The organism is Clostridioides sp. ZZV14-6150, from assembly GCF_020657875.1.
Taxonomy (GTDB): domain Bacteria; phylum Bacillota; class Clostridia; order Peptostreptococcales; family Peptostreptococcaceae; genus Clostridioides.
In genome coordinates this window covers 20,107-42,531 of sequence record NZ_JAGWDA010000004.1, presented here as the reverse complement: position 1 = coordinate 42,531, position 22,425 = coordinate 20,107, and the positions used below count along the sequence as shown (strand labels likewise).

Sequence of the window (22,425 nt, the reverse complement as noted above, 5' to 3'; positions counted from 1 at the left end):
ATAAATATTGTGAAAGAAGGAAAAGAAAATTAAATGTAGAATTATTAAGATGTATGGTATTTCATATATAAAAGGGGGAGATATTGTGAAATTAAAGAAATTATTATCACTAGGGTTAGCCATGTCAATGTTTATTGCTGGTTTTCCTATATCAGCTAATGCACTTGATAAAATTGATAAGATTCAAGGAGCAGATAAATACGAAACTGCTGGTATCATAGCTGACAAACAAAGTTATACTACTGCAATACTTATAAATGCAGATAGTACAATGGCTGATGGATTAAGTGCGAGTGGGCTTGCAGGAGCAACAAATGCACCAATTCTTTTAACTAAGAAAAATAATATACCTAATGCAACTCTTAAAAGAGTAGAAAAAGCTAAAAAGGTATACATAATAGGTGGAGAAAGTTCTATTGATAAAGCAACAGAAACTTTTCTAAAAGATAAAGGAATAGAGACTAAAAGACTTCAAGGTAGCGATAGGATTAAGACAAGTTATAATGTAGCAAAAGAAATAAATTCTATTAATAAAGTAAATAAGGTAATATTAACTAATGCTTTCAAAGGTGAACCAGATGCTATGAGTATTGCATCTGTAGCTGTTAGAGATAAAGCACCTATAGTATTAACTGATGGAAAGAGTGTTCCATTTAATACAACTGGAATAGAAAGTTATGCAATAGGTGGAACTTCATCAATGAGTGATAGTTTAGTAAATGATACCAATTCAATTCGATTGGGTGGAGTAGATAGATATGATACTAATAAGAAGATAGTAAATAAGTTCTATAATGGAGCAAAAGAATTTTATATAGCAAGTGGAACAGATTTAGTGTATGCACTTGTTGGCTCTACAATGGCTAAAAATACTCCAATTGTGTTAGTTGATATTGGAAGTAATAAAGATATACTTAAAAATGCTGCAAAAGTAACAGGGATAGGAAATCTAAGTGATAAAATTATTCTAGAGTGTGAAAATACCATTAATAATATTAGTCTTCCATCTTCAAATAAAAATATAATATGTGGATTAAAGGTTGATTTTGATTCAAAGCACATAATTTGGCAAGACAAAGGAAGTTATCTTGAATGTTATGATGATAACCTTGAATATTATACTGAAAAATATAAAGACCCAACAGTTCCTATAAATATAGAAAATACAAGTACACAAAATTTAGATATAACAAAATTAAAAGTTTATGGAGAAGCTAATTCAACATTATATATGGGGCAATATGCTAAAATAAAAATGGATTTTAATAGTTTTAGTGTATTAAAACCAGGAGAAAAATGTACTATTTATTTAGATATAATTTCCTTAGACCCGTCAAGAAGTATGACATTAACATTTTCTTATGTAGGTGATAAAGAAAACTATAAATATGAACAAGGTTTGGCAAGTAGAATATTATTTTATAATCCAGATGGAGAAGATTTTTTTGAATATAAATAACTAGTGGGTATGTAAATTAATAAGGGTTTTATAAGTTTAATTTTTTTATTTTCGTTTTATATTAACTAAGTGGTATGTAAATGTCTCGATATTGCTCATGTGTTGAGTTATTATATTTAGTTTCATATTAACTATATGGATTTTAAAATTAAAAATACTTAAAAACATTTACTTTAATAGTAGGTGTTTTTTTGATTAAAAGAATATTATTATAATGTAAAAAGTAATAAATAGGTAAAATATGTAATAATTATGTGTTATAATATCTCTAGCAAGGAAAATAAAATTGAAAAGCGAAGGGTGATTTTTTCATATAAACGCCAAATTCCAATATAGGAAGGAGGTGAATTTATATGTTAATTAACTTTTTATTGAGTATAGTAGCTGGTATTGTATCAGCTTTCATATATGACAAAATAAAAAATCACCCAAACGCCAATAAGGGTGATTTAAAGAAATAACTTTTAAATTCTAATCAATTGGAGAAATTCACCTTTTACAAAGTAAATTTTATCTCCTTGCTTTTATTATACCACAAATTGGTACAGATATTCAAAAATAATATTTTTATGATATAGTAAAAATATAGAAGTATTGTGGTATTTCAGTTTCAAGTAAATTGTCTAAAATTTTATAGACGGTTTTATATTAACTATATAGTATGTAAATATCAAAATCTTTTCATTTACTTACCTTTAAATATACTAATAATAAGATTAAATATAATAAATCCAACCGTTGAGCCCAAAGCACTAACAGGTACTGATGATATATTAGAGAAATTATTCAATGCTGATAGACATAACATTACTATAGAAACTATAACTAAATAAGATATGACTGTAAAAAATGGAATTGAAATACTTATATTTAACTCTGCTTCATATTCTTTCATAATATAATTCCTTTCAAATTAATTTTATTTAACTTTATTATAGCATTTAAACATAATTAAATGTAAAAATACAGTCAGAAATTAACTAAAAATATCAATTATATGTTATGATATAATAAAAATATAAATAGTTTTGCAGTGCGCGGTATTTTTGATAAAGTGTGGCTTAACAGTTGAAATATAAGGCATTGAGAACATATGATAAGTGTTATCAATTGCACTACTCATGGTTCACTGCAAATTTGAGAGAGTTGTATATATGTAAGTATTGAAAATACTTAGTTTATTTTGGGGTTTTATATTAACTATGTGGTATGTAAAGAAAAATTTAAAAGTCTAAATACATCCTCTATATCTTTGTTTTATATTAACTATGTGGTATGTAAAGGTTATAGCAGAAATGGTAATTGGTCTAGATGAGTCTGGGTTTTATATTAACTATGTGGTATGTAAAGTTTAGAATATTTTCATTATCTATATCATTTAATTCAAAGGTTTTATATTAACTATGTGGTATGTAAAGAGAAATTAAAAAAAGATAAAGTAATCTAGTTTAATTAGTTTTATATTAACTATGTGGTATGTAAAGTAATGAAGTACAACAGAAGATGTGGTGCGACAATAGAGTTTTATATTAACTATGTGGTATGTAAAGCAGCAGATATAGAACTAGAAGATTTAGGAACATCAGAGTTTTATATTAACTATGTGGTATGTAAAGAATTTTAAAAATTTTAAAAATATTTATACTAATATAAGTTTTATATTAACTATGTGGTATGTAAAGTTTATCAAATCATTAGATAAAAATAATTTGGAGGAGGATTTTATATTAACTATGTGGTATGTAAAGAAATACTTAATTTAAAGCAAGTACCATGTTTAGTGCTAGTTTTATATTAACTATGTGGTATGTAAAGTGTTTGGATGCAGAAAACATACTTGATTATGTTCAAGGTTTTATATTAACTATGTGGTATGTAAAGTTTTTAGTAGGATGTTTAAATTGGTGGTGGTCACCAAGTTTTATATTAACTATGTGGTATGTAAATGTAAATTTATTTGCTAGAAAGTCACAACTTAATTTCGGTTTTATATTAACTAAGTGGTGAATTTAAGAAGTTACAATGAGTAGAAGAAGATTTCTATTTATTGTAACTTTTTTATTGCAAATTTAAAATTATAATATATTATAAAAATCATTATAAAAAGATGATTTAATAAAAAAATATAATTAAAAACTTGATTAATAATATATTAAATTGTAAGAAATATCCAACTGTCTACAAAATCTGAGTTTTTTATTACAATTACGAGTTTTTTATTGCATTTGAAAAATAAAAGTATTATTATAAAGGTAAGATAATTATCAAAGACAATTCTGAATAATCTAAAAACATTTCTAGAAATGAAAGGGTATAATTACATAAGTTTTATTAAAATTTATTGGGAGTTTTTAACTAAAAATAAGAACGTAAGTTCTTGTAACAGGGGGATAGTAATATGGAAAATGAAAAAGACAAACTCATCTTATCTTTAATTGAGTTGAAAATAAAGGATGAAGAAGATTATGAACTCTTTGCAAAAATGATTAAAGAAATTTATGAAAAAAATATAAGGGATGAAGGTGTATATATTTATTAAAAATAAAAATACATTGACTTTATGCCAATGTATTTTTATCTTATGCATTATTTAATGCTATTATTTGTTTTAACTTAGCAAATCCAACAAAGCTTAAAACTAAAGATGGAATAACAAACATTAAATATAATGGGAATACTACACCAGCTACTGTATAAAGTATAGCACCAGTTAAAGCAAACCCTCTTTTGTTTCCAAAGTAGCCAAGCCAATTAAAAATAGTTGCTAATACTACTAGAATCATATGTGGCATTACTAATGCAGTAGCTATAGCTCCACCTATTGCTGTAGCAGCATCACCTTCTCCACCAACACCAGCAAAGTAGGTAACAACATAAATAGAGTATAATGTACCTATAATTGCAGAAATTAATAGCAGTTTAGAACGTTTTGGTTTCATAATTTTATCCCCCCTCTTTATCCATATCTATCTAAAATACTCTTTTAATATATTTATTTCTACAGTTATTTCTATTTTCCTTCTTATTTTTCATATAAAATAGCAAAAAACATTGATTAGTTATATCAATGTTTTTTGCTATTTATGTTTACTTATTAGAGAATCAAGTATCTTTAATACTGCATCTCTATCTTCCTTATCTAATTTATATATGATATCAACTAATTCTTTTACTTCTTCATCTTCTTCATTTGAAATATTTTTGTTTCTACCTAATAAATAATCTGTAGATACATCAAAAAAATCGGCTATTTTATTTAGTGTCACTTTATCAGGAAACCTATTATTAGTTTCATATTTTGATAACGCTGAATAGCTTATATTTATTTTATTTGAAAGTTCTTCTCTGCTCAAATTCATATTTTCTCTTAATTGTTTTATTCTATCTCCAAAATCCAATTCAATCACCTCACTTAAAAAAAAGTTTAGCACATAATGTCCAAAAAAAATAAAAAAAAGACGAAATGGATAAAAAATATTGGCATTGGACAAAATGTCTAGTACAATTAAATTAATCAATTAGACAAAACGTCTAAAAGGAGTTGGTAAAATGAAAACTAATCTATTAAAATTTAGATTAAAAAACAATAAAACTAGAAATGAAATGTCTAAATTACTTGAAATGCAAGCTACATATTATGCAAAGATAGAGAATGAAAGAAGAAATCCAAGCTATAATTTTCTTTGCAAATTTAAAAAAGCATTTCCAAATGAGAGTATAGATGACCTTTTTTTTAATAATAAAATGGACTAAACGTCTAATTGATAACTTATATTTTATTATACAGAAAAGAAGGTGAAAATTAAATGTCATATCAATACCAAAATATATATCAGTTAAGCAGAGAAAATACTGGTCTTACACAAGAAAAAGCATCAGAACTACTAGATATATCAGTAGAGAGTTTAAGAGCATATGAGAACGATAAAAGAATACCACCAAATGCAATAGTAGTTAAAATGATTTCTATATACAATAACAACATGTTAGGTTATGAACATGTTAGAAGAACTACAAAAGCAGGAGTAATATTTTTGCCTAAGTTGGAAATGAAAAGTCTTTCAAGTATAACTTTGAAATTACATAAAGAAATCAAAGATTATCTAAAAAAGGAAGATGATTTCATAGACATAGTTGAAGATGATGTAATAGATGAAGATGAGGAAGAAGTTTGGAATGATGTTATGGAAAAGTTAGAAAGTATATATGAAGCTATTTTAAAATTAAAACTTTCAAGAAATACAAAAATATCAAAGAAGGTATAAAGTATGAATGACCTAACAATAATCAACCAAAATAATCAATTCTTAGTTGAGAGTAGAGAAGTAGCTGAATTAATAGAAAAAGACCATAACCAATTATTAAGAAGTATAAGGGGTTATATAAGTGCATTAAAGCAGAGTGCAAAATTGCACACTGATGATTTTTTTATTGAAAGCACTTACAAGAATGAAAATAATCAGAAATATCCTTGTTACTTATTAACTAAAAAAGGTTGTGACATGGTAGCTAATAAAATGACAGGGGAAAAAGGTATTATATTTACGGCAATTTATGTAACTAAGTTTGAAGAAATGGAGCAAGAGTTAAAAGAACAGCAACCTAAATTACCAACTACATATAAAGAAGCATTACAACAATTATTAATAGAAGTTGAAGAAAAAGAACAATTACAATTAGAAAATCAGACAATGAAACCAAAAGCAGATTATTTTGATGCTTTAGTAGAAAGAAACTTACTAACTAATATAAGAGACACAGCAAAAGAACTTGGAGTCAAAGAAAAAACATTTGTTTTATGGTTAATAGAGAAGAAATATTGTTACAGAGATTTAAAAGGGAAAATAAAACCTTATTCTAATAAGATGCAGTATTTTGAACTGAAAGAATTTACAACACCACATGGACATTCAGATACTCAAACATTAATAAATCCAAAAGGAAGAGAAGCATTTAGATTATTACTTATAAAGGATGGATTGGTAAAAGAAAAAGAATGTCAAATAACTTTATTAGGCTAAAGATTAAAAGTACTTTGAAAACTAAATACAGAATATTTTGAAAAGGAAGTGATATATATGAAGATATTCAAAACTGAATATAGAGGCAAAAATATAATTTTTAAAGATGATAAGTCAACTTATGTAATTACATTTGATGTTAATTTTCTAGGTGATATACAAAATGTGTGTTTTGCAGAAAATGGAATACCAAAAGGAATAGAAGTTATTCGTACTAGTCTCAATATACCCAAAAAGATTATTTTTTTAGTACGAACAACTTCATTAGAAATTAGTTATCTTCTAAAGAAGATAATCCATAGGGTGTTAAAGTAACATAAACCATACCAAGTCCCATTTTAGAAGTTTCTATGTAGCCATCATCACATAAAGATTTTATAGCATTTCTTACAGCTCCTTGAATTTCTGGTTCTGTTTTAAATGTATAGATAGATGTTAAAGAATTAGTTTCAACATAGTTCTTATATGATTTTCTAAGTATGTCTTTTTCAAAAGTTGCAGTATTCAGCATAACTTCACCATCCTCTTTGAAGAACTTGGAACTTATTCCATATTTATATTATACCATGTAGAACTGAGGTGATTAAGTGTTAATAGGCGATAATATAAGCCAAATACTAAGAAAAAGAAATATAAAACCTTATAAATTGGCAAAGGAATTAGGAATAGATGAAAGTGGATTATACAAAATTATAAGAAATGAAAAGAAAAATCCAACCATAAACACTCTAATAAAAATAGCTGACTATTTAGACGTTACATTAGATGAACTAGTTGGAAGATAGAAAGGGTGAGATAAAAATGAGTGTAGCATTACAGTTCATAGATACAAAAGACTTAGTGCAAGAATTAATGCGAAGAGACGATACAACAGACATCATCAAGATGTTTTTAGATAGAGAAGGAATAAAGAGAATGGATTTAGTTACAGTAAAAGAATTTCGGGAGTACTTAAAAGTTTCAGATGCAACTGCGAGAAACATGATAAGGGAAGCAATGGCACAAAACCATTATACTGTAATTCCTTTGGGGAGTTCGTATAGGATAGATTTAATTTCTTTCGAAGAATATGTAATGAAAAATGCAATGAAAGATAGAGCTGTATTGAAAAAGAGAAAGGGGGTGATTTAATTGACTCTAAGATGGTTTCTAAGATTTTGTAAAAAACATAAAAAAGTACCTACACCAAAATTTTATATAGAGTGTGTAACTTATATGGAAGAATGTAAGCAAAGAGGACTTGAACTTTAAGGGGGATTGAACATGGAAGTAACTAAAAGATTTTTAGAATATAAAATACAGGCTCTAAGTGAGAGGATAGAATTTGAAAAATCAATTGGATATAAGTGTATAGCAGATGAAAAAGAACTAGGAGCATATGAGGATATTTTGCTTATGTTAAATTCAGAAATTGAATCAATAGGGGGATTGGAAAATGAAAAGTAGACAAGAATTAATCAAAGATATAGAAAAATACAGAAAAGTACAATACTTAATATATTTAGATATAGTACAAAGAGCATGGGCAAATAGAAGTCTTGCAACAGATGAACAAGACAGAATTAAGCATGAAGCATATGCAGAGTACAAAAGGATAGAAAGAGATACAGAAGAAGCAGAAGAACTGCTAATGAGAGAAGAATTTGAAACAGATAGACCCTTAGCAGTTCAAATAATGTAGAAAAGAGCCACGGCAATGGCTCAATTCAAAAACATACTAAAATTTAATTAGCTATATTATAGCACAAGGGGGAAGAAATGAAAACTAGAAATGAGATAATTAAGGATTTAGAAGATAGATTATTTTTATTAAATTTTATGATAGCTGATGAAATGGATTGGGATGAAAAGTTTGGACAAATATCAGCATTAGAATCTTGTATAGAAAAACATAAAGAGGGGTGGACTTTGGAACAATTCAAAGAGCATTTAGAAAAGCACAAATCAGAAAATATGTATGGAGATTATATAGATGGTTTTATGTCAGTTTTAAAAAGGAATGTAAGAGAAATGGAGGGTGAACTTGTTGGAAGCGAATAATATTTACATTAAGTTGATGGATGTAAGAGTCAAATTCAGTAAGCTAAATCTGAAGAAAAGCGGAGAGAATAAGTTTGCTAACTTCAAGTATTTTGAGTTAGCAGACTTCTTACCACAAGCAACTGAACTACTTGAAGAAGTTAAATTATGCCCTGTAGTGACCTTTACAAATGATTATGCAACACTAACACTAATTAATGGAGAAAACCCCACAGAACAGATTGTATTCACTTCTCCCATGAGGGATTTACAGTTAAAAGGTTCTAATGAATTACAAGCACTAGGAGGTATTGAAACATATCAAACTAGATATTTGTATATTCAACTATTAAACATTACAGAAAATGATACATTTGACGCAACTAGTGGCAAAAATGAAGTTAAAAATAATTATAATAACACTATTCAACAAGGTAGTAGAATATTAACTGATAAACAACTGAGTAGATTATATGCAATAGCTAATAGTGCTAATGTTAATAAAGAAAAATTAAAGGAGCAAGTTTTTAAACAATTAGGAAAAGATATCAAAGATTTAAATAAAGATGAATATGACAAGGTTTGTACAGCTTATGAGAAACAAGCTTTTAAGGGTGCATAGGAGGTGATAGAGTGGCAGTTTTTAGACAGATATATACAAGCTTTTGGACTGACCCAAAGGTACAAGAAGAATGGACACCCGAAGATAAATTCTTCTTCATACTTCTTCTTAGTAATCCTCAGACAACTCAAATAGGAGTTTATCAAGTAACTAAAAAACAGCTAGCATTTTGGATGGGATATTCAGAAGAAAGTATAAGAGCATTAATGGATAGATTTATAAATCACCATAAGTGTATTAAATATAATCCTGATACTAGAGAAATTGCTATAAAGAATTGGGGCAAATATAACTTAACTAAAGGTGGTAAACCAATTATAGATTTACTTAATAAAGAACTCAAAGAAGTTAAAGATATTGAGTTAATAAAATACGTGATTCCATCAATAGAAAAAGCAGATATAAGAAAAATATTTGAGGATTATTACGAAATGGCTAAAAATGGAGGTTTTTACGATACGTCGACGATACGTGAACGAGTCGTAACACGATACGGGGACAATAACAATAAGAATAACAATAAGAATAACAATAAGAATAACAATAAGAATAACAATAAGAATAACAACAACAATAAGGATGATTCGGTGGTTGTGGATAAAATAAAACAATACTTTGATTTAGAATCTAAAGACATTGAAAAAATTATTGATGTATTCATACATACAAATAAGGGGATTGACTATTTAGAGGAAAAATTGAGGTTAGTTAAAAATACAGATGGAGTAAAAAGTATTACAGGATATTTGATTACAGCATTAGAAAAGAATTATAAACCTATACCGAGTAAAAAGGATAAGAATAAATTTAGAAATTTTGATGAAACATTTACTCAATACACTACTGATGAGTTTGACGCAATTGTTAAAAAGAGTCAGAAAGAGAAATTCGGTTAATGAGTTGCTAGGAGGTTAATATAACTATTAACTTCCTAGAAGTTAAAATAAATTAAATAAATTGGAGGAGTAGAAATGATAATAATTAGAAGTCAAAATAAATTAGATTTAATGAGAGTTAATAGAGTTGAAATAGATTGTAGGTATGTATATGCAGTGTTTGAAGGGGAATCAAATGCTAGAGAAATAGGTAGGTATAAATCAGAAGAAAGAGCTATTGAAGTATTAAACAGAATACAGGATGCTATCATTGCAGGAACTAAGTTTGACATTATAAATAAAGATGGGGTTAGATACCACAAAGAAAAAGTGTTTGAAATGCCAGTTGAATAAGGAGGGGGCTGAAATGTTAAAGGTTGAAAAATATTTTAGTGGTTCTTTAGGAACAAATATTATAGAGGATGACCCTACATGTAGGAACTATTTAGCATTATATTGTTGCTTAGTTGGAATTGAAAGAAAAGGTAAAAAAGTAATACCGAGAATTGACAGCATGTTATCTGAATTTGGTGTGAAAAGTAGGTGTAAAAGACCTCGTAATAATAAGCCAATAAGGTTAATAAATGTTAAAACTGGAGAAGTGAAAGAGTTTGAATCTATTGATAGTACTGCTTGTTTTTTAGGGTTAAAACAACCCGCAGTTAGTCACATATTAAAAAGAAAAACTCCAAGCAGAAGTGGATGGAAAGCTGAATATATTGAGGAGGAATAATGGAAGTTTCAAGGACTGAATACACAATTAAGAGAGCAAAAGAACTATATGACAATGGAGAGGATATATTTATTGCTATAGATAAGGCTAGAGAAGAATATGAGGAGATGATTAAAAGTGAATATCTTAGCTAGTATGATATTAGTAATAGGAAGTTTTATAGCTGGTAGAGTTTATGAATATAGATTGAATCTAAAAGAGTGTGAAAATTGTGATAATAAAAGAGGTGTTTAAGAATGGATGATAGATTGGAGATTTGCAAAAAAATGTTTCCTAATGTTACTAAAAATACTAGATTACTTTGTCATTATTGTGATGGTAGAAATATTTGCAGTTATGATGAAGAAAAAGCTCATGAATTATTGAGAAATGAAGATGGTACTAAAAATGACTAACTTTGAAATGATAAAAAGTTTGGATGGATGCAGAAAGTGACTTGAAATGGAGGTAGAAGAATAATGAGTAAGATTATACAATGTGATTTTTGCAAGAGTATATTTGAAGAAAATAATTTAGAATGTATTGAGCTATATAGAAAGAATGTTAATGAAATGATTAGCATGGATAAACATATGTGTCCGGCTTGTTATGAAAAATTCGCTGGAGAGAAAGTAGAAAAGAAAATAACTAATTTTGAAAAGGTAACTAGAGATAAGGAAAGTTTAATGGAACTTTTGTTTAAATGTGATGCAGAGTGTAGCTGTTGTATTTATGAAAATAAGAATGATTGTCACTATCCGGTTGGTTGTCTGATTGGCTGTGAAAAGTGGCTTGATATTGAGGTAGAAGAAATATAAGTAAAAATATCTAATTAAAACAGTTTAGAGAGTTGCAAAATGTCTTTTAATATAAATTATTGTTGAAGTGTTTTGTGACTCTCAAAAATGAAATAAAGGAGTATTTAAAATGAAAAAATATAAAATTAAATTTGAGGAAAAAGTGACTTTGGAACATGAGGTTATAGTTGAAATACCAAAACAAACAAATATAAAAGATGTTTGCGATTGTATAGAACATAAATGCCAAAGAATATATGATATAGCAGATTATATAAAAGAATTTAATGGGAGACAAATAGATTTTACAGAAGATACTTGTGGAGAGACTGAAATGGTGGTTGAATCATTTAGAAAATGCAAGGAGTGATTTTATGAAGCATATTGCAAGTTTTAGTGGAGGAAAAGATTCTGCTGCAATGCTCCTTCTAATATTAGAAAAAAAGCTTCCATTAAATGAGATTGTTTTCATAGACACAGGACTAGAATTTAAAGAAATTTATAACATAATAGATGATTTTGAGAAAAGAATAAACTTTAAAATAACAAGAATTAAAGCAGAAAAAACCTTTGAGGAATACTTTTATACTGTTAATCAACAAGGTAAGCGTAAAGGGCAAATATGGGGTTTTCCATATACTCTAGGAGCATGGTGTAATAGTAGATTAAAGATTGCTCCTGCTAATAAATATTTTAATAAATTAGGAGAGCATAAGAGGTACATTGGGATTGCTTATGATGAACCTAATAGATATAAAAGACTAGAAAAAAACTTTATAGCACCACTTTACAATGAGAAAATGACTGAAAAAGATTGCTTAAAGTATTTAGAAGAAAAAGGTTTTTACTATGAGATTCATCATAGATTTAAGCGAACTGGCTGCTATTTATGCCCTAAACAAAGCTTAGATAGCCTCAGAACTTTAAGGAAATATTATCCTGATTTGTGGGGGGGTATGCTTAAACTAGATGAAGATAGTCCAGTACCTTTCAAAGCTGATGGAACTACAGTACATGACTTAGAAAAGCGATTTAGAAATGAAGATATAGAAAATGAAAGACAAATAAATTTCTTTAATAAAGGAGTGATTTAGAAATGGATTTACCAGATAATGTTATCGAATTATAAAAAGGAGTGGTAATTATGAAAAAATATATTGTGGATATACCAATTACAGGTCATTTAGGGGTTCATATAAGTGCTGAAAATAAAGAAGAAGCTAAAAAGTTAGCTCTTGATATTTCTTCAATAGATTATATATCAGAATGGCATACAGATGATGAAGAAATACAAGTAGAAGAAATAAAATATAAACTTTGAGGGTGATTATATGATACATGAATTGCAAATATCTTCTAGTACTTTTAAAGATGTAATTAAGAATAAAAAACAAATTGAAGTAGAATATACAGCAAATTTCAAGGCAGGAGATACAGTCATATTGCAGTCATTTAAGGATAAAAAGTTTACAGGAATTGAGGAAAATAAGGAGATTGAGTATTTTATTAAATTAGGAAATGGGTATGTTGAGTTGGGAATAAAGTAGGGGAGGAATAAAAATGGATATATGTAAGGATTGCTTTCATTTTAAACGTTACAGAGGTATGGAAATTGGAAGATGTAATAAAAAAGGAAAAGAGGTCTATGATAGAGCAAAAAAATGCAAGTTTTATAAAAATAGAAATCAAAATCTGAGCATAGAGGAGTTATTAAGTGAAATAGAAAGATGGTCAAATGAAAAAAAGAATAGTTATGTAATATGTTTTGATGAACATGACAGTATACAGATTGATATAGTTCAAGACATTAATAGACCCAATAATCCAGAAGATGATACACTTCTCGAACAATATATTGAAGATAATTATGGTTATGTGAAATACGAAGTTATTGATTTGGATTCTGTAGAGAAAGTTGAGTTATAAAGTCAGGGGGCAATAATGAAGATTAATTTTACAATAGGTGGAGAACCAGTTGGCAAAGAAAGACCAAGAATGAACTCTATAACTAAAAGGACCTATACACCTAATAAGACTAAGAATTATGAGGACCTAATAAAATGGCTATATCAATCTAAAGTTAAACATTACTTTGAAGGTTATATAAAAATGACTTTAAAATGCTATTATTCTATAGCTAAAAGTAATAGTAAAAAGGTTAAGGAGCAGAAAAGAAATAATGTGTTAAGACCTAGCAAGAAACCCGATATAGACAATATTGTTAAGATTATAGCTGATTCACTCAATGAGATAGCTTATAAAGATGATACACAGATTGTTGAGGTTGTAGCTAGTAAATATTACAGTGACAGACCTAGAGTGGAAGTTATGCTAGAGGATATTATTTAAGGAGGAATATAAATATGAATGAGATTATGACAAATGAAAATTTAAGAGTTGTAGCAGATGATTTAGTTACAGTTTATGAAACTGATAAAGGAGAGAAAATAGTTTTTGCTAGAGAACTACATAATAACTTAGAAGTTAAGAGACAGTTTATAGACTGGATTGAAGATAGAATTAAACAATATGGATTTAAGGAAAATGAGGATTATTCAGTTTTTCACAAAAATATGAAAAACTCAACTGGTGGGAGACCTTCAAAAGAATATGTATTGAAGCTTGATGTAGCAAAAGAACTTGCTATGGTGCAAAACAATAATAAAGGAAGAGAAATAAGAAGATATTTTATAAGATTAGAAAAGTTACTCAATAGAACCTTATCAAATTCACAACTTAGTCAAATTAATACTATTGTGAATGAATCATTACTTAAAATGGAAGTTAAACATAATATCCAAATGGAGCAACTTAAAAAAGAGTGTTCAGAATATTATAGACCAACCTCTAAAACTAAATATGATATATCTTCTTATATAAAAGAAAGATTAGGTATATCAAAAGTTAATGAAGAATTTGAACTGGTTAAGAAAAGAACTTTATTGGTATTAGGTGCTGACAAATGGGAGGATATACCAAAAGATGTATTACTTAATTCATTAAATTTAATAGATGAATCAATTAGAATTATAAAATCTGAAAGAAAAACAAATCAAATTAGTTTCTTTGAAAAAGATAATTTCTGTTAAGTAAAAAGAAAAAAGGAGTGCTTTCACACTCCACTTGTCAAAAATATAGAATTATCATCATCAATAATATTATAACACAAATAATTGATAGGAGTGTGGAAGTATGAATAAAAAGACACTATTTCAAGAGGTTGAAGGTAGGTTATATAACTATAAAAAATTAGAGAGTCAAATAAGAATAAAAGATATATATATTAAAAAATTAGAAAACGAATTTTGTGGATGCAAAGCTCTTGGTTATGAAGAAAAAACAGGAGAAACTTATAATATAAGTTCAAGTGTTGAAAATGAAGTTATTAAAAGAGAAGAAGATTTAAATAGATTAAAAGAAGATAAGAAAACATTAGAGATTGAAAAAGAAACTATAGAATGTGCATTAACAAGTCTAAATAGCTTTGAAACAGAGTTCTTCAATGAAATGTATATGAACAATGAGAAAATCAACATGGATTATATGTCTAATGCTATGCACATAGATAGAAGTCATTGTTTCAGAATAAGAAAAAGGATAGTTTGTAAGATTATGGATATGTTGTATCCCAAAATAAAGGAATTTGAATTACCCATTTTTTCATGGAAAGCTTAAAAATGAGACTATTTTGAGACTTTTTGGAGACTATCTTGAGACTTTTTATTGGCAAAAACGTGAGATAATAGTATTGTGGAAATAAAGATTTCCCTCTCAAAACTTAATATTTGGCTAGGGTTAAGGGATTGCCCTAGCCACTATCCAATAATAGAGAAAGTAATAATATATTTGCGAATATGTTATAGATAAAAAAGGATGCCAAAATTGCACGCTCTATTATTATAAAAGGCTTAGATGTCAGCGACAGAAAGTCTTTTATGTGAACAGACTAGGCAGGGCGTGAGGACGCTGTTAGTTCAATTCTAACTATGTTCAAAATCTATTGATACACTATATTAAGTATTTGAATTGAGATTAAAATCTCATACAATTTTGTATCTTAATTCAGAAGTCTAAAAACCGAGTGGGGCTTGGTAACCTCACTCACCATGCAAGTAATGGTTTAATCTAAGTTCGATTCTTAGAACTTGCTCCCTTAATAATATGTATCCCCCACTAAAAAGACTAAGTTTGGGTAAGCCTAGTCTTTTATTTTTTTACAGGAGTATGATAATATGAATGATTTAAGAGGAAAGATAATAAAAGAATTAGATGAATTTAATATAGATGCAGATGATGAATTTTTGGAATATGCAGTTGAACACATTAAAAAACATATGAATGAAAGTGTTGTTGATGAAGATTTATTAATAAGAGGAGCTGTGCTTGGAGCAAGTTATGTAGTCAATATGGAAAGTAAAGGCTTAGATTAATTTCTAGGCACTTTATTATATATTATGATACTATGTAAGAGAATGAAAATAAAAACTAAAATGTGGAGGTGCAAAATGAAGCATTCAATTTTTTTAAGTTATCCCCAACCATTTACACAAAATCAAGTTGATTTTATTAAAGAAATTAAAACATATTTAGAAGGTATCGGGTTTGAACCTAGAACGCTTGGTGTTACAGATTATGATATGACAACACCATTAGTTGCTATTAGAAGACTGATGTTAGAATCTAATGGATTGCTTACTGTTGCATTTAGACGTAGTCATATAGAAAAAGGTTCTAGTAAACCAAATAGCGATATAAATAAAGAATCTATAGATTTATCTGATAGATGGATTACAAGCCCTTATTGTCATATAGAACCAGCAATGGCTTTTCAAATAGGATTACCAATATTAGTTCTAAGAGAAGAAGGTGTCATTGCAGATGGAATTTTAGAAAGAGGAGCAACAGCTACATATTTACCAGAATTTGATTTAAATAAACCAGTTAAAGAATATCTGGATTCAGAAGAATGGAAACAGCTTATCAGAGAGTGGGAGTGGTATGTACGAAGTGTTGTAAAAAATAAAGGGTGCCCTCCAAAATTATATTAATATAATTTGTGTATTTTTAATAGAGTATGTATTGATAAATTTATTAAAGATATAATATATATTTATGATTGTCGAATGATTGTTGCAGGATATTGACCTTTGAAGTTGAATTTTATACTTTGGAGGGGATATATATGGAAAATATAGATAATATAATTAAAATTCTAGGAGTTGTTTCAGTTGTTATAGGGGTTATAGTAGCATATTTTAATAGGGATAAAGTAAAACTTGATAAATCTTTTGATGATTATTTTGATAATTTTTTACTTTCATATGTAAAAAAATATAATAAGGATAGAACAATAGATACTATAAATTTTGTAGAAGAAAAGTATATTCAAGGAGAATATTATATTCCTAGTTACGTTTTTTATATATTAAAAGAAAAACATAATGATGATTTAGATAAAAAAAGAGAAGTATTACATAAAGTTTTAATATTTGATTATTGGAATAATTATACAAGCTTTAGAAATACAGTTTCGAAAGCTTTCAATCAAATGTTTAATTCAACAATATTTGTACTGTTTATATTCTATCTTCTTTTAGTAGGTATATTACTTGTTTTTCTACCATTATATCTTTTAATTGTTATTATAGATATGCCATTAAATATAAATGTATTTTTAAAATCGGAAGATTTTAAAACTTTATTTGGGCTTGCGGTTATATTAGCTATTACCTATTTTGTGCAATATTTTATAAAGAATAAACTTAGTAATGACTATACAATAGTAACAAATGATATAGAAAAAATTATAAATAAAAAGATAAAAGAATATGAAAATAATAAGAAAAAATACTTTATTAACTAAAGAACTCTAACCAGAGTTCTTTTTTATTTCTAAAATAAACAAAAACGAGGTGGTGATGTGGCAAAATATGAATACTGGATAACAGAAGAAGGACTAATTAAGATTGAAGGATGGGCAAGAGATGGGCTTACAGATGAACAGATAGCATTTAATATTGGAATAAATGTCAAAACACTATATGACTGGAAAAAGAAATATAGTAATATTTGTAATGCCTTAAAAAAGGGAAAAGAAGTAATTGATAGGCAGGTTGAAAATGCCTTATTAAAAAGAGCATTAGGTTATGAATATGATGAGATAACATATGAAGAAGGTCAAGAAACTAAAAGAGTAACTAAACAAGTAGTACCAGACACTACAGCGCAGATATTCTGGTTGAAAAATAGAAAACCAGCTGAATGGAGGGATAAAAGAGATATTGAACATAGTGGTAATCTAGGAGATATTACAATAAAGGTAGGCGATGAGGAATATGGCGATTAATTTAGAAATTAATCCAGATGTATTTAATCCAATATATTTGAAGCATCAACTTAATAATAACAATAGGTATCAGATTTACTTTGGTGGTTCATCCTCGGGTAAATCTTTTTCTTTAGCTCAAAGAACAGTATTAGATGTATTTAAGGGGAATAGGAATTATTTAATTGTTAGAAATGTTCAAAGCACTCTAAAGAGGTCTTGTTTAAATGAGATAACAAAGGCTATTAGTAATTTTAAGTTAAATGAGTATTTTCAAGTAAATAAAACCGACATGATAATAACTTGTAAGCTAAATAATAAACAGATATTATTTTGTGGCTTAGATGATGTTGAAAAAGTTAAATCAATAACCCCAATAGATGGTGTAATAACTGATATATGGGTAGAAGAAGCAACAGAGACAGATTATAAGGCAGTTAAACAGCTTGATAAGAGACTTAGAGGTAAATCCAAAGTGGTAAAGAGGCTAACACTAAGCTTCAATCCAATACTTAAAGACCATTGGTTATATATAGAGTATTTTGATATATGGGAAGATGATAAACAGTATGTAGAAAAAGATAATGTAAGTATTCTAAAAACTACATATAAAGATAATAAATTCTTGGCAGAAGATGATATAAAAGCTTTAGAAAATGAAAGTGATAAATATTACTATGAAGTCTACACTCTTGGGAATTGGGGTGTACTTGGTGCTGTCATATTTAAGAATTGGAGAGTTGAAGATTTCTCAGATATTGAAAGTACATTTGATAACTTTAGGCATGGAATTGACTGGGGATTTGCTGATGACCCATTTGCATATGTAAAATCACACTATGATAGGATGAGAAGAAAATTATATATATGTGATGAAATAGAAGCAGTCGGATTATTAAATAGAGAAGCTACACCTTTAGTTAGTAAAAAAGCGAATAGAGATTTAGTTATCTGTGATAATGCAAGTCCAAAAGATATAGCTGAATTTATCGACTTAAGAGTTAATGCAGTTTCAGCAAGAAAAGGAGCTGGTTCTATTGAGTATGGAATTAAGTTTTTACAAGGACTTGAAATTATAATACATCCAAGATGTCAAAATTTCAAAAATGAAATAAATAAGTATAAATATAAAGAGGATAAGAATGGAAATATCTTACCTATTGCAGTAGATAAAGACAATCATTTAATAGATGCACTAAGATATAGCTTAGAGAATGACATGGAGTATGGAGGAATAAGCTTCTTAAAGTAAGGAGGTGTTAAATATTTATATAAGTGAAACAGATTTAATAAAAGCTCAGTTAAAAAAAGAGAGTACCTTTAACCTAATAAAAGTCATAGAACACTACATCTTAAAGCATAGACCAGAGAAATACAAACAAGGAGAAGAATACTATTATGGTAATACTAACATAAAAAATAAAAGAAGATATTATATTTTAGATGGAGCTAAGGTTGATGATTTTACTAAGGTTAATAATAAAGCAGTTAATAATTATCATAAGCTTTTAGTTGACCAAAAGGTGGGCTATAGTGTTGGAAATCCCATAGTATTTAATGCAGATGATGATAATCTCACTAAGCTTTTAAATGAATTATTAGGAGAAGAATTTGACGATACAATAACAGAACTCTATCTTAATGCTAGTAACAAAGGCATTGAATGGCTACATCCATATATTGATAGAAAAGGTGAGTTTAAATATGTGATAATATCAGCTGAAGAAGCTATTCCTATTTGGGACAGTAAAAGACACAAGGAATTAGTTGCATTTATTAGGTTTTATTATATTGAAGATGTGGATGGAAATAAGATAAAAAGAGTTGAGTACTACACAGAAAATGATGTGACTTACTTCATTGAAAGAGGAAATAGTTTTGTTCAAGAATTTTTATATGATGAATATGGAAAATTAACAGAGATACAAGAGGGTCATTTTAGAGTAAATAACAAAGAACAAGGGTGGGGTAAAGTTCCATTTATACCATTTAAAAACAATGAGAAAAGTGTTTCTGATTTAACTTTTTACAAGTCTTTAATTGATATATATGATAATAACATTTCTACTCTTGCAGATAACCTAGATGAGATTCAACAAGCTATCTATGTTCTAAAAGAATACAACAATACTGATTTAGTAGAGTTTACAAATAACATAAGATATTATCATTCTATCAAGGTAGGAGCCAATGGTGGAGTTGATAAACTAGAGATAAATATACCAGTTGAAGCTAAAAAGGAGCTTCTTGATAGATTAGAAAAGAATATAATTATCTTTGGTCAAGGAGTTAATCCAGAATCTCAAAACACAGGTGACAAATCGGGTGTAGCACTTAAATTTTTATATTCACTACTTGATTTAAAATGCTCTAAGACTGAAAAGAAGTTTAAAAAAGCAATTAGAGAGCTTTTATGGTTTGTGTGTGAGTATTTAAAGATAAGTGGTAGTAAGAGCTATGATTATAAAACAGTTCAAATTACTTTTAATCACTCTATGATAATAAATGAAGCTGAAAAGATAGATATGGCAGCTAAATCAACTGGAATTATATCAGATGAAACTATTGTTTCTAACCATCCTTGGGTCGAGGATGTTAATGACGAACTTGATAGGCTTAAAAAACAGAAAGAAGAAAGTATGAAAGAATATGAAGATACTTTTCCGACTAAAAAGAAAACTGAAGAAGGTGAACCTTTAGATGAATAAAATGGATTATTGGATAAAGACATTTAATCGGTTAGAAGAAGATGTTCATAATAAAGGTGATACCTTTAACAAGGAATTAGAAAAGCAATATGATATAGTACTTTATAATATTCTTAGAGAAATAAATAATTGGTATATAAAATTTGCTAAGGATAATAAAATAAGCATGCAAGAAGCTGAAAAGTTATTAAATCCAAAGGAATTAGCTGAACTTAAATTATTATTAGAAGAATATATAAAATATGGAGAAGAAAATGTAATTAGTCAAAAGTGGATGAAAGAACTAGAAAGTGCAGTCAAAAGAGTTCGTATAAGTAGACTAGAAGCATTAAAATTAAAGATAAGGCATCAAGTTGAGGTATTATACTCAAAAGAATATGAGGATGTAAATACACTTATAACAAATACCTATAAAGATAGTTACTATCATACTGCTTTTGAAGCTCAAAAAGGTATTGGTATTGGGTTGGCGATAGCCATGATTAGCCTAAATAAGATTAATAAAAAAGTTAGCAATCCTTGGACTACTGATGGAATAACATTTGGTAATAGGATATGGAATAAGCATAGACCAAGGTTGATAAGTGAACTTGATAAAGGTATAAAACAAACATTAATCAATGGAGTATCTCCTGGAGACTTAACAAATAAAACTAATAAAAACTTTAATACAAGTAAAGAAGAAGCTAAATTATTAGTCAAATCTGAGCTTGCTTTTTTTAGTTCAGCAAGTCAAAGGGATTGTTTTAATAGTCTAGGAGTTGAGAAATATGAAATAGTAAGTGCATTAGATAGCAGGGTTTGTGAGAAAAGATGTAGCCCACTTGATGGTAAAGTAATTGAAATGAAATATTATGAGATAGGAATTACAGCTCCACCATTTCATCCTAGATGTAGATGTGTAGTAGTGCCATATTTTGATGGTGAAGAAAGTTATAGGGCTGCAAGAGAAGAAGATGGTGAGATTTATTATGTACCATCTAGTATGAAATATAATGAATGGTATAAGGAGTATGTTAGAAACACTTACTAAGTTGGTAGGTGATTTTATTATGTAAAAATTTTACTGAGAGGGTGATTTGAAATGCTTAAATTATATATTTTATCAATAATTGTGTTTTGTACAGGATTTTATTTGTATATGTTAAGGCTTGGAAATGTTAAAGAAGTAATCGAAGCTTTAAAAAAATATAAGGCTTGGAAAAACTATAAACTTATTTTTATAGCTTTGTTTCCATTGTTAAACTTTATTCTTGGTTTAATATTTATAGTAGTTTCTTTATTTGCAACAAACAAGGATATAATAGAAAGTTTGGAGGATGAATAAATGGCTAGATTTGTAAAGAAAGCAGTTGAAGTGGAAGCTTTTAGATTTGACATAGATGTAGAACCAATAGTATGGATACGAAAAGAGATTGAACGTGGCAATGCTTGGGTTGAACACTCTGTTAATAAGGCACATACTAAATTGTTCATAAGAACTCTTGAAGGGCTAATATATCAAGTTAACATAGGGGATTACATTATACAAGGTGTAAAAGGAGAAATATACCCATGTAAAGCAGATATATTTGAAATGACATATCAAAAAGTTGAATATACTGCAACTAGTGAAAAGTCAACTAGTTATACTGAAAATGTAGAAGAAGGACATAGACAAAGAAATAAATTATCAACAGAGATGACTTTAGATTCAACAAACTTTCAAGAAAATATTAAAAATGCCGCAAAGGAATTAGAGTTTTTTATAGAAACTTTAGAAAAAGTAGATGACAAAATCGATAAACTAACAGAAAAAATGAATAAATGTGTTTGTAAAGCTGATATAGATAAGATTGTAAAACAGGTAGCAGAACGTCTAAGAGAAAGTATTGAATAAGTTTTGGG

At 27.9% G+C, this 22,425-nt stretch carries 39 protein-coding genes and 1 CRISPR repeat array; of the genes, 35 read left to right on the top strand and 4 right to left on the bottom strand.

Translation table 11 applies throughout. From position 1 onward, the window contains the following. Nucleotides 1-85: 85 nt before the first annotated feature. Nucleotides 86-1,459 carry a cell wall-binding repeat-containing protein gene (locus KGF41_RS06315; RefSeq protein ID WP_227856509.1) on the top strand — a complete coding sequence of 458 codons (1,374 nt, stop codon included), beginning with the start codon at nucleotides 86-88 and terminating at the stop codon, nucleotides 1,457-1,459. A gap of 685 nt (nucleotides 1,460-2,144) precedes the next feature. Here KGF41_RS06315 and KGF41_RS06310 read toward each other — a convergent pair. Continuing rightward, the gene (locus tag KGF41_RS06310; protein WP_227856508.1) at nucleotides 2,145-2,354 is read right to left on the bottom strand and encodes a hypothetical protein; all 210 of its coding nucleotides are present in this window, start codon (nucleotides 2,352-2,354) and stop codon (nucleotides 2,145-2,147) included. A gap of 293 nt (nucleotides 2,355-2,647) precedes the next feature. After that, nucleotides 2,648-3,406: direct repeats of the CRISPR family, unit length 29 nt; unit sequence GTTTTATATTAACTATGTGGTATGTAAAG. A 451-nt stretch (nucleotides 3,407-3,857) separates the two neighbouring features. Here KGF41_RS06310 and KGF41_RS06305 point away from each other — a divergent pair. After that, nucleotides 3,858-3,998, top strand: coding sequence for a hypothetical protein (locus tag KGF41_RS06305; protein WP_158223367.1), 141 nt, complete (start codon nucleotides 3,858-3,860; stop codon nucleotides 3,996-3,998). 40 nt (nucleotides 3,999-4,038) lie between these two features. On the opposite strand, the gene KGF41_RS06300 is transcribed toward KGF41_RS06305, so the two are convergent. Next, nucleotides 4,039-4,398 carry a hypothetical protein gene (locus KGF41_RS06300; RefSeq protein WP_095902819.1) on the bottom strand — a complete coding sequence of 120 codons (360 nt, stop codon included), beginning with the start codon at nucleotides 4,396-4,398 and terminating at the stop codon, nucleotides 4,039-4,041. 138 nt (nucleotides 4,399-4,536) lie between these two features. Then, entirely contained in the window at nucleotides 4,537-4,866 is a 330-nt protein-coding gene (locus KGF41_RS06295; RefSeq protein WP_227856507.1) for a helix-turn-helix domain-containing protein, read from the bottom strand. 142 nt (nucleotides 4,867-5,008) lie between these two features. On the opposite strand from KGF41_RS06295, the gene KGF41_RS06290 reads away from it, so the two are divergent. The 4 genes from KGF41_RS06290 to KGF41_RS06275 are packed head-to-tail and all read left to right on the top strand — an operon-like array spanning nucleotide 5,009 to nucleotide 6,795. Beyond that, complete coding sequence (locus KGF41_RS06290) at nucleotides 5,009-5,212, top strand: helix-turn-helix transcriptional regulator (protein WP_074134959.1); 204 nt, start codon at nucleotides 5,009-5,011, stop codon at nucleotides 5,210-5,212. A 53-nt stretch (nucleotides 5,213-5,265) separates the two neighbouring features. Then, the gene (locus KGF41_RS06285; protein WP_227856506.1) at nucleotides 5,266-5,724 is read left to right on the top strand and encodes a helix-turn-helix domain-containing protein; all 459 of its coding nucleotides are present in this window, start codon (nucleotides 5,266-5,268) and stop codon (nucleotides 5,722-5,724) included. Nucleotides 5,725-5,727: 3 nt separating this feature from the next. Continuing rightward, nucleotides 5,728-6,480 (top strand): Rha family transcriptional regulator, encoded by a 753-nt coding sequence (locus KGF41_RS06280; RefSeq protein ID WP_227856505.1) that lies wholly within the window; start codon nucleotides 5,728-5,730, stop codon nucleotides 6,478-6,480. A 57-nt stretch (nucleotides 6,481-6,537) separates the two neighbouring features. After that, nucleotides 6,538-6,795, top strand: a complete 258-nt coding sequence (locus KGF41_RS06275; RefSeq protein WP_227856504.1) for a hypothetical protein — start codon at nucleotides 6,538-6,540, stop codon at nucleotides 6,793-6,795. Here KGF41_RS06275 and KGF41_RS06270 read toward each other — a convergent pair. Beyond that, nucleotides 6,752-6,991: a hypothetical protein gene (locus KGF41_RS06270; RefSeq protein ID WP_227856503.1), complete on the bottom strand. Its 240-nt coding sequence runs from the start codon at nucleotides 6,989-6,991 to the stop codon at nucleotides 6,752-6,754. The genes KGF41_RS06275 and KGF41_RS06270 overlap by 44 nt on opposite strands. A gap of 76 nt (nucleotides 6,992-7,067) precedes the next feature. Between KGF41_RS06270 and KGF41_RS06265 the strand changes: the two genes are divergently transcribed. From KGF41_RS06265 to KGF41_RS06130, 29 genes are all read left to right on the top strand, one after another. Continuing rightward, on the top strand, nucleotides 7,068-7,265 hold the full coding sequence (locus tag KGF41_RS06265; RefSeq protein WP_021418331.1) for a helix-turn-helix domain-containing protein: 198 nt from the start codon (nucleotides 7,068-7,070) through the stop codon (nucleotides 7,263-7,265). Between the two features lie 16 nt (nucleotides 7,266-7,281). Then, nucleotides 7,282-7,611 (top strand): helix-turn-helix domain-containing protein, encoded by a 330-nt coding sequence (locus KGF41_RS06260; RefSeq protein ID WP_227856502.1) that lies wholly within the window; start codon nucleotides 7,282-7,284, stop codon nucleotides 7,609-7,611. 132 nt (nucleotides 7,612-7,743) lie between these two features. Beyond that, nucleotides 7,744-7,926, top strand: coding sequence for a hypothetical protein (locus KGF41_RS06255; RefSeq protein ID WP_227856501.1), 183 nt, complete (start codon nucleotides 7,744-7,746; stop codon nucleotides 7,924-7,926). Next, the gene (locus tag KGF41_RS06250; RefSeq protein WP_227856500.1) at nucleotides 7,916-8,161 is read left to right on the top strand and encodes a hypothetical protein; all 246 of its coding nucleotides are present in this window, start codon (nucleotides 7,916-7,918) and stop codon (nucleotides 8,159-8,161) included. The genes KGF41_RS06255 and KGF41_RS06250 overlap by 11 nt, the downstream gene beginning before the upstream one ends. A 77-nt stretch (nucleotides 8,162-8,238) precedes the next feature. Then, complete coding sequence (locus tag KGF41_RS06245; RefSeq protein ID WP_227856499.1) at nucleotides 8,239-8,520, top strand: hypothetical protein; 282 nt, start codon at nucleotides 8,239-8,241, stop codon at nucleotides 8,518-8,520. Next, complete coding sequence (locus tag KGF41_RS06240; RefSeq protein ID WP_227856498.1) at nucleotides 8,507-9,121, top strand: ERF family protein; 615 nt, start codon at nucleotides 8,507-8,509, stop codon at nucleotides 9,119-9,121. Before KGF41_RS06245 ends, KGF41_RS06240 begins: the two co-directional genes overlap by 14 nt. Before the next feature lie 11 nt (nucleotides 9,122-9,132). Then, nucleotides 9,133-10,017 (top strand): hypothetical protein, encoded by an 885-nt coding sequence (locus tag KGF41_RS06235; protein ID WP_227856497.1) that lies wholly within the window; start codon nucleotides 9,133-9,135, stop codon nucleotides 10,015-10,017. 75 nt (nucleotides 10,018-10,092) lie between these two features. Continuing rightward, nucleotides 10,093-10,350 (top strand): hypothetical protein, encoded by a 258-nt coding sequence (locus tag KGF41_RS06230; protein WP_227856496.1) that lies wholly within the window; start codon nucleotides 10,093-10,095, stop codon nucleotides 10,348-10,350. Nucleotides 10,351-10,363: 13 nt separating this feature from the next. Continuing rightward, complete coding sequence (locus tag KGF41_RS06225; protein ID WP_227856495.1) at nucleotides 10,364-10,729, top strand: hypothetical protein; 366 nt, start codon at nucleotides 10,364-10,366, stop codon at nucleotides 10,727-10,729. After that, nucleotides 10,729-10,863 (top strand): hypothetical protein, encoded by a 135-nt coding sequence (locus tag KGF41_RS20860; protein ID WP_021362347.1) that lies wholly within the window; start codon nucleotides 10,729-10,731, stop codon nucleotides 10,861-10,863. The genes KGF41_RS06225 and KGF41_RS20860 overlap by 1 nt, the downstream gene beginning before the upstream one ends. Before the next feature lie 102 nt (nucleotides 10,864-10,965). Then, complete coding sequence (locus tag KGF41_RS06220; protein ID WP_156075169.1) at nucleotides 10,966-11,124, top strand: hypothetical protein; 159 nt, start codon at nucleotides 10,966-10,968, stop codon at nucleotides 11,122-11,124. Between the two features lie 63 nt (nucleotides 11,125-11,187). Next, nucleotides 11,188-11,526: a hypothetical protein gene (locus KGF41_RS06215; RefSeq protein WP_077745241.1), complete on the top strand. Its 339-nt coding sequence runs from the start codon at nucleotides 11,188-11,190 to the stop codon at nucleotides 11,524-11,526. Nucleotides 11,527-11,635: 109 nt separating this feature from the next. Next, nucleotides 11,636-11,875 carry a hypothetical protein gene (locus tag KGF41_RS06210; RefSeq protein WP_077745243.1) on the top strand — a complete coding sequence of 80 codons (240 nt, stop codon included), beginning with the start codon at nucleotides 11,636-11,638 and terminating at the stop codon, nucleotides 11,873-11,875. 4 nt (nucleotides 11,876-11,879) lie between these two features. After that, the gene (locus KGF41_RS06205; protein ID WP_227856494.1) at nucleotides 11,880-12,599 is read left to right on the top strand and encodes a phosphoadenosine phosphosulfate reductase family protein; all 720 of its coding nucleotides are present in this window, start codon (nucleotides 11,880-11,882) and stop codon (nucleotides 12,597-12,599) included. A gap of 50 nt (nucleotides 12,600-12,649) precedes the next feature. Continuing rightward, nucleotides 12,650-12,826, top strand: coding sequence for a hypothetical protein (locus KGF41_RS06200; RefSeq protein ID WP_227856493.1), 177 nt, complete (start codon nucleotides 12,650-12,652; stop codon nucleotides 12,824-12,826). A gap of 10 nt (nucleotides 12,827-12,836) precedes the next feature. Further along, the gene (locus KGF41_RS06195) at nucleotides 12,837-13,052 is read left to right on the top strand and encodes a DUF3850 domain-containing protein (RefSeq protein WP_227856492.1); all 216 of its coding nucleotides are present in this window, start codon (nucleotides 12,837-12,839) and stop codon (nucleotides 13,050-13,052) included. Nucleotides 13,053-13,065: 13 nt separating this feature from the next. Further along, nucleotides 13,066-13,431 (top strand): hypothetical protein, encoded by a 366-nt coding sequence (locus KGF41_RS06190; protein ID WP_227823369.1) that lies wholly within the window; start codon nucleotides 13,066-13,068, stop codon nucleotides 13,429-13,431. Between the two features lie 15 nt (nucleotides 13,432-13,446). Beyond that, the gene (locus tag KGF41_RS06185) at nucleotides 13,447-13,854 is read left to right on the top strand and encodes a RusA family crossover junction endodeoxyribonuclease (protein WP_227856491.1); all 408 of its coding nucleotides are present in this window, start codon (nucleotides 13,447-13,449) and stop codon (nucleotides 13,852-13,854) included. Between the two features lie 14 nt (nucleotides 13,855-13,868). Next, on the top strand, nucleotides 13,869-14,594 hold the full coding sequence (locus KGF41_RS06180; RefSeq protein ID WP_227850548.1) for an antA/AntB antirepressor family protein: 726 nt from the start codon (nucleotides 13,869-13,871) through the stop codon (nucleotides 14,592-14,594). 103 nt (nucleotides 14,595-14,697) lie between these two features. Beyond that, on the top strand, nucleotides 14,698-15,180 hold the full coding sequence (locus KGF41_RS06175) for a hypothetical protein (RefSeq protein WP_227856490.1): 483 nt from the start codon (nucleotides 14,698-14,700) through the stop codon (nucleotides 15,178-15,180). 557 nt (nucleotides 15,181-15,737) lie between these two features. Next, nucleotides 15,738-15,935, top strand: a complete 198-nt coding sequence (locus KGF41_RS06170) for a hypothetical protein (protein ID WP_227856489.1) — start codon at nucleotides 15,738-15,740, stop codon at nucleotides 15,933-15,935. 75 nt (nucleotides 15,936-16,010) lie between these two features. Then, complete coding sequence (locus tag KGF41_RS06165; RefSeq protein WP_227856488.1) at nucleotides 16,011-16,553, top strand: hypothetical protein; 543 nt, start codon at nucleotides 16,011-16,013, stop codon at nucleotides 16,551-16,553. A 134-nt stretch (nucleotides 16,554-16,687) separates the two neighbouring features. Then, a complete protein-coding gene (locus KGF41_RS06160) occupies nucleotides 16,688-17,368 on the top strand; it encodes a hypothetical protein (RefSeq protein ID WP_227856487.1) in 681 nt (226 codons plus the stop codon). Nucleotides 17,369-17,425: 57 nt separating this feature from the next. Next, nucleotides 17,426-17,851, top strand: coding sequence for a transposase (locus KGF41_RS06155; protein WP_077705799.1), 426 nt, complete (start codon nucleotides 17,426-17,428; stop codon nucleotides 17,849-17,851). Next, entirely contained in the window at nucleotides 17,841-19,082 is a 1,242-nt protein-coding gene (locus KGF41_RS06150) for a PBSX family phage terminase large subunit (RefSeq protein WP_227856486.1), read from the top strand. The genes KGF41_RS06155 and KGF41_RS06150 overlap by 11 nt, the downstream gene beginning before the upstream one ends. A gap of 4 nt (nucleotides 19,083-19,086) precedes the next feature. Beyond that, nucleotides 19,087-20,538 (top strand): phage portal protein, encoded by a 1,452-nt coding sequence (locus tag KGF41_RS06145; RefSeq protein ID WP_227856485.1) that lies wholly within the window; start codon nucleotides 19,087-19,089, stop codon nucleotides 20,536-20,538. Beyond that, nucleotides 20,531-21,571 (top strand): minor capsid protein, encoded by a 1,041-nt coding sequence (locus KGF41_RS06140; protein WP_227856484.1) that lies wholly within the window; start codon nucleotides 20,531-20,533, stop codon nucleotides 21,569-21,571. Before KGF41_RS06145 ends, KGF41_RS06140 begins: the two co-directional genes overlap by 8 nt. Nucleotides 21,572-21,622: 51 nt before the next feature. After that, nucleotides 21,623-21,865 (top strand): hypothetical protein, encoded by a 243-nt coding sequence (locus tag KGF41_RS06135; RefSeq protein ID WP_074092487.1) that lies wholly within the window; start codon nucleotides 21,623-21,625, stop codon nucleotides 21,863-21,865. Next, entirely contained in the window at nucleotides 21,866-22,417 is a 552-nt protein-coding gene (locus KGF41_RS06130) for a hypothetical protein (RefSeq protein WP_227856483.1), read from the top strand. Nucleotides 22,418-22,425: the final 8 nt, after the last annotated feature.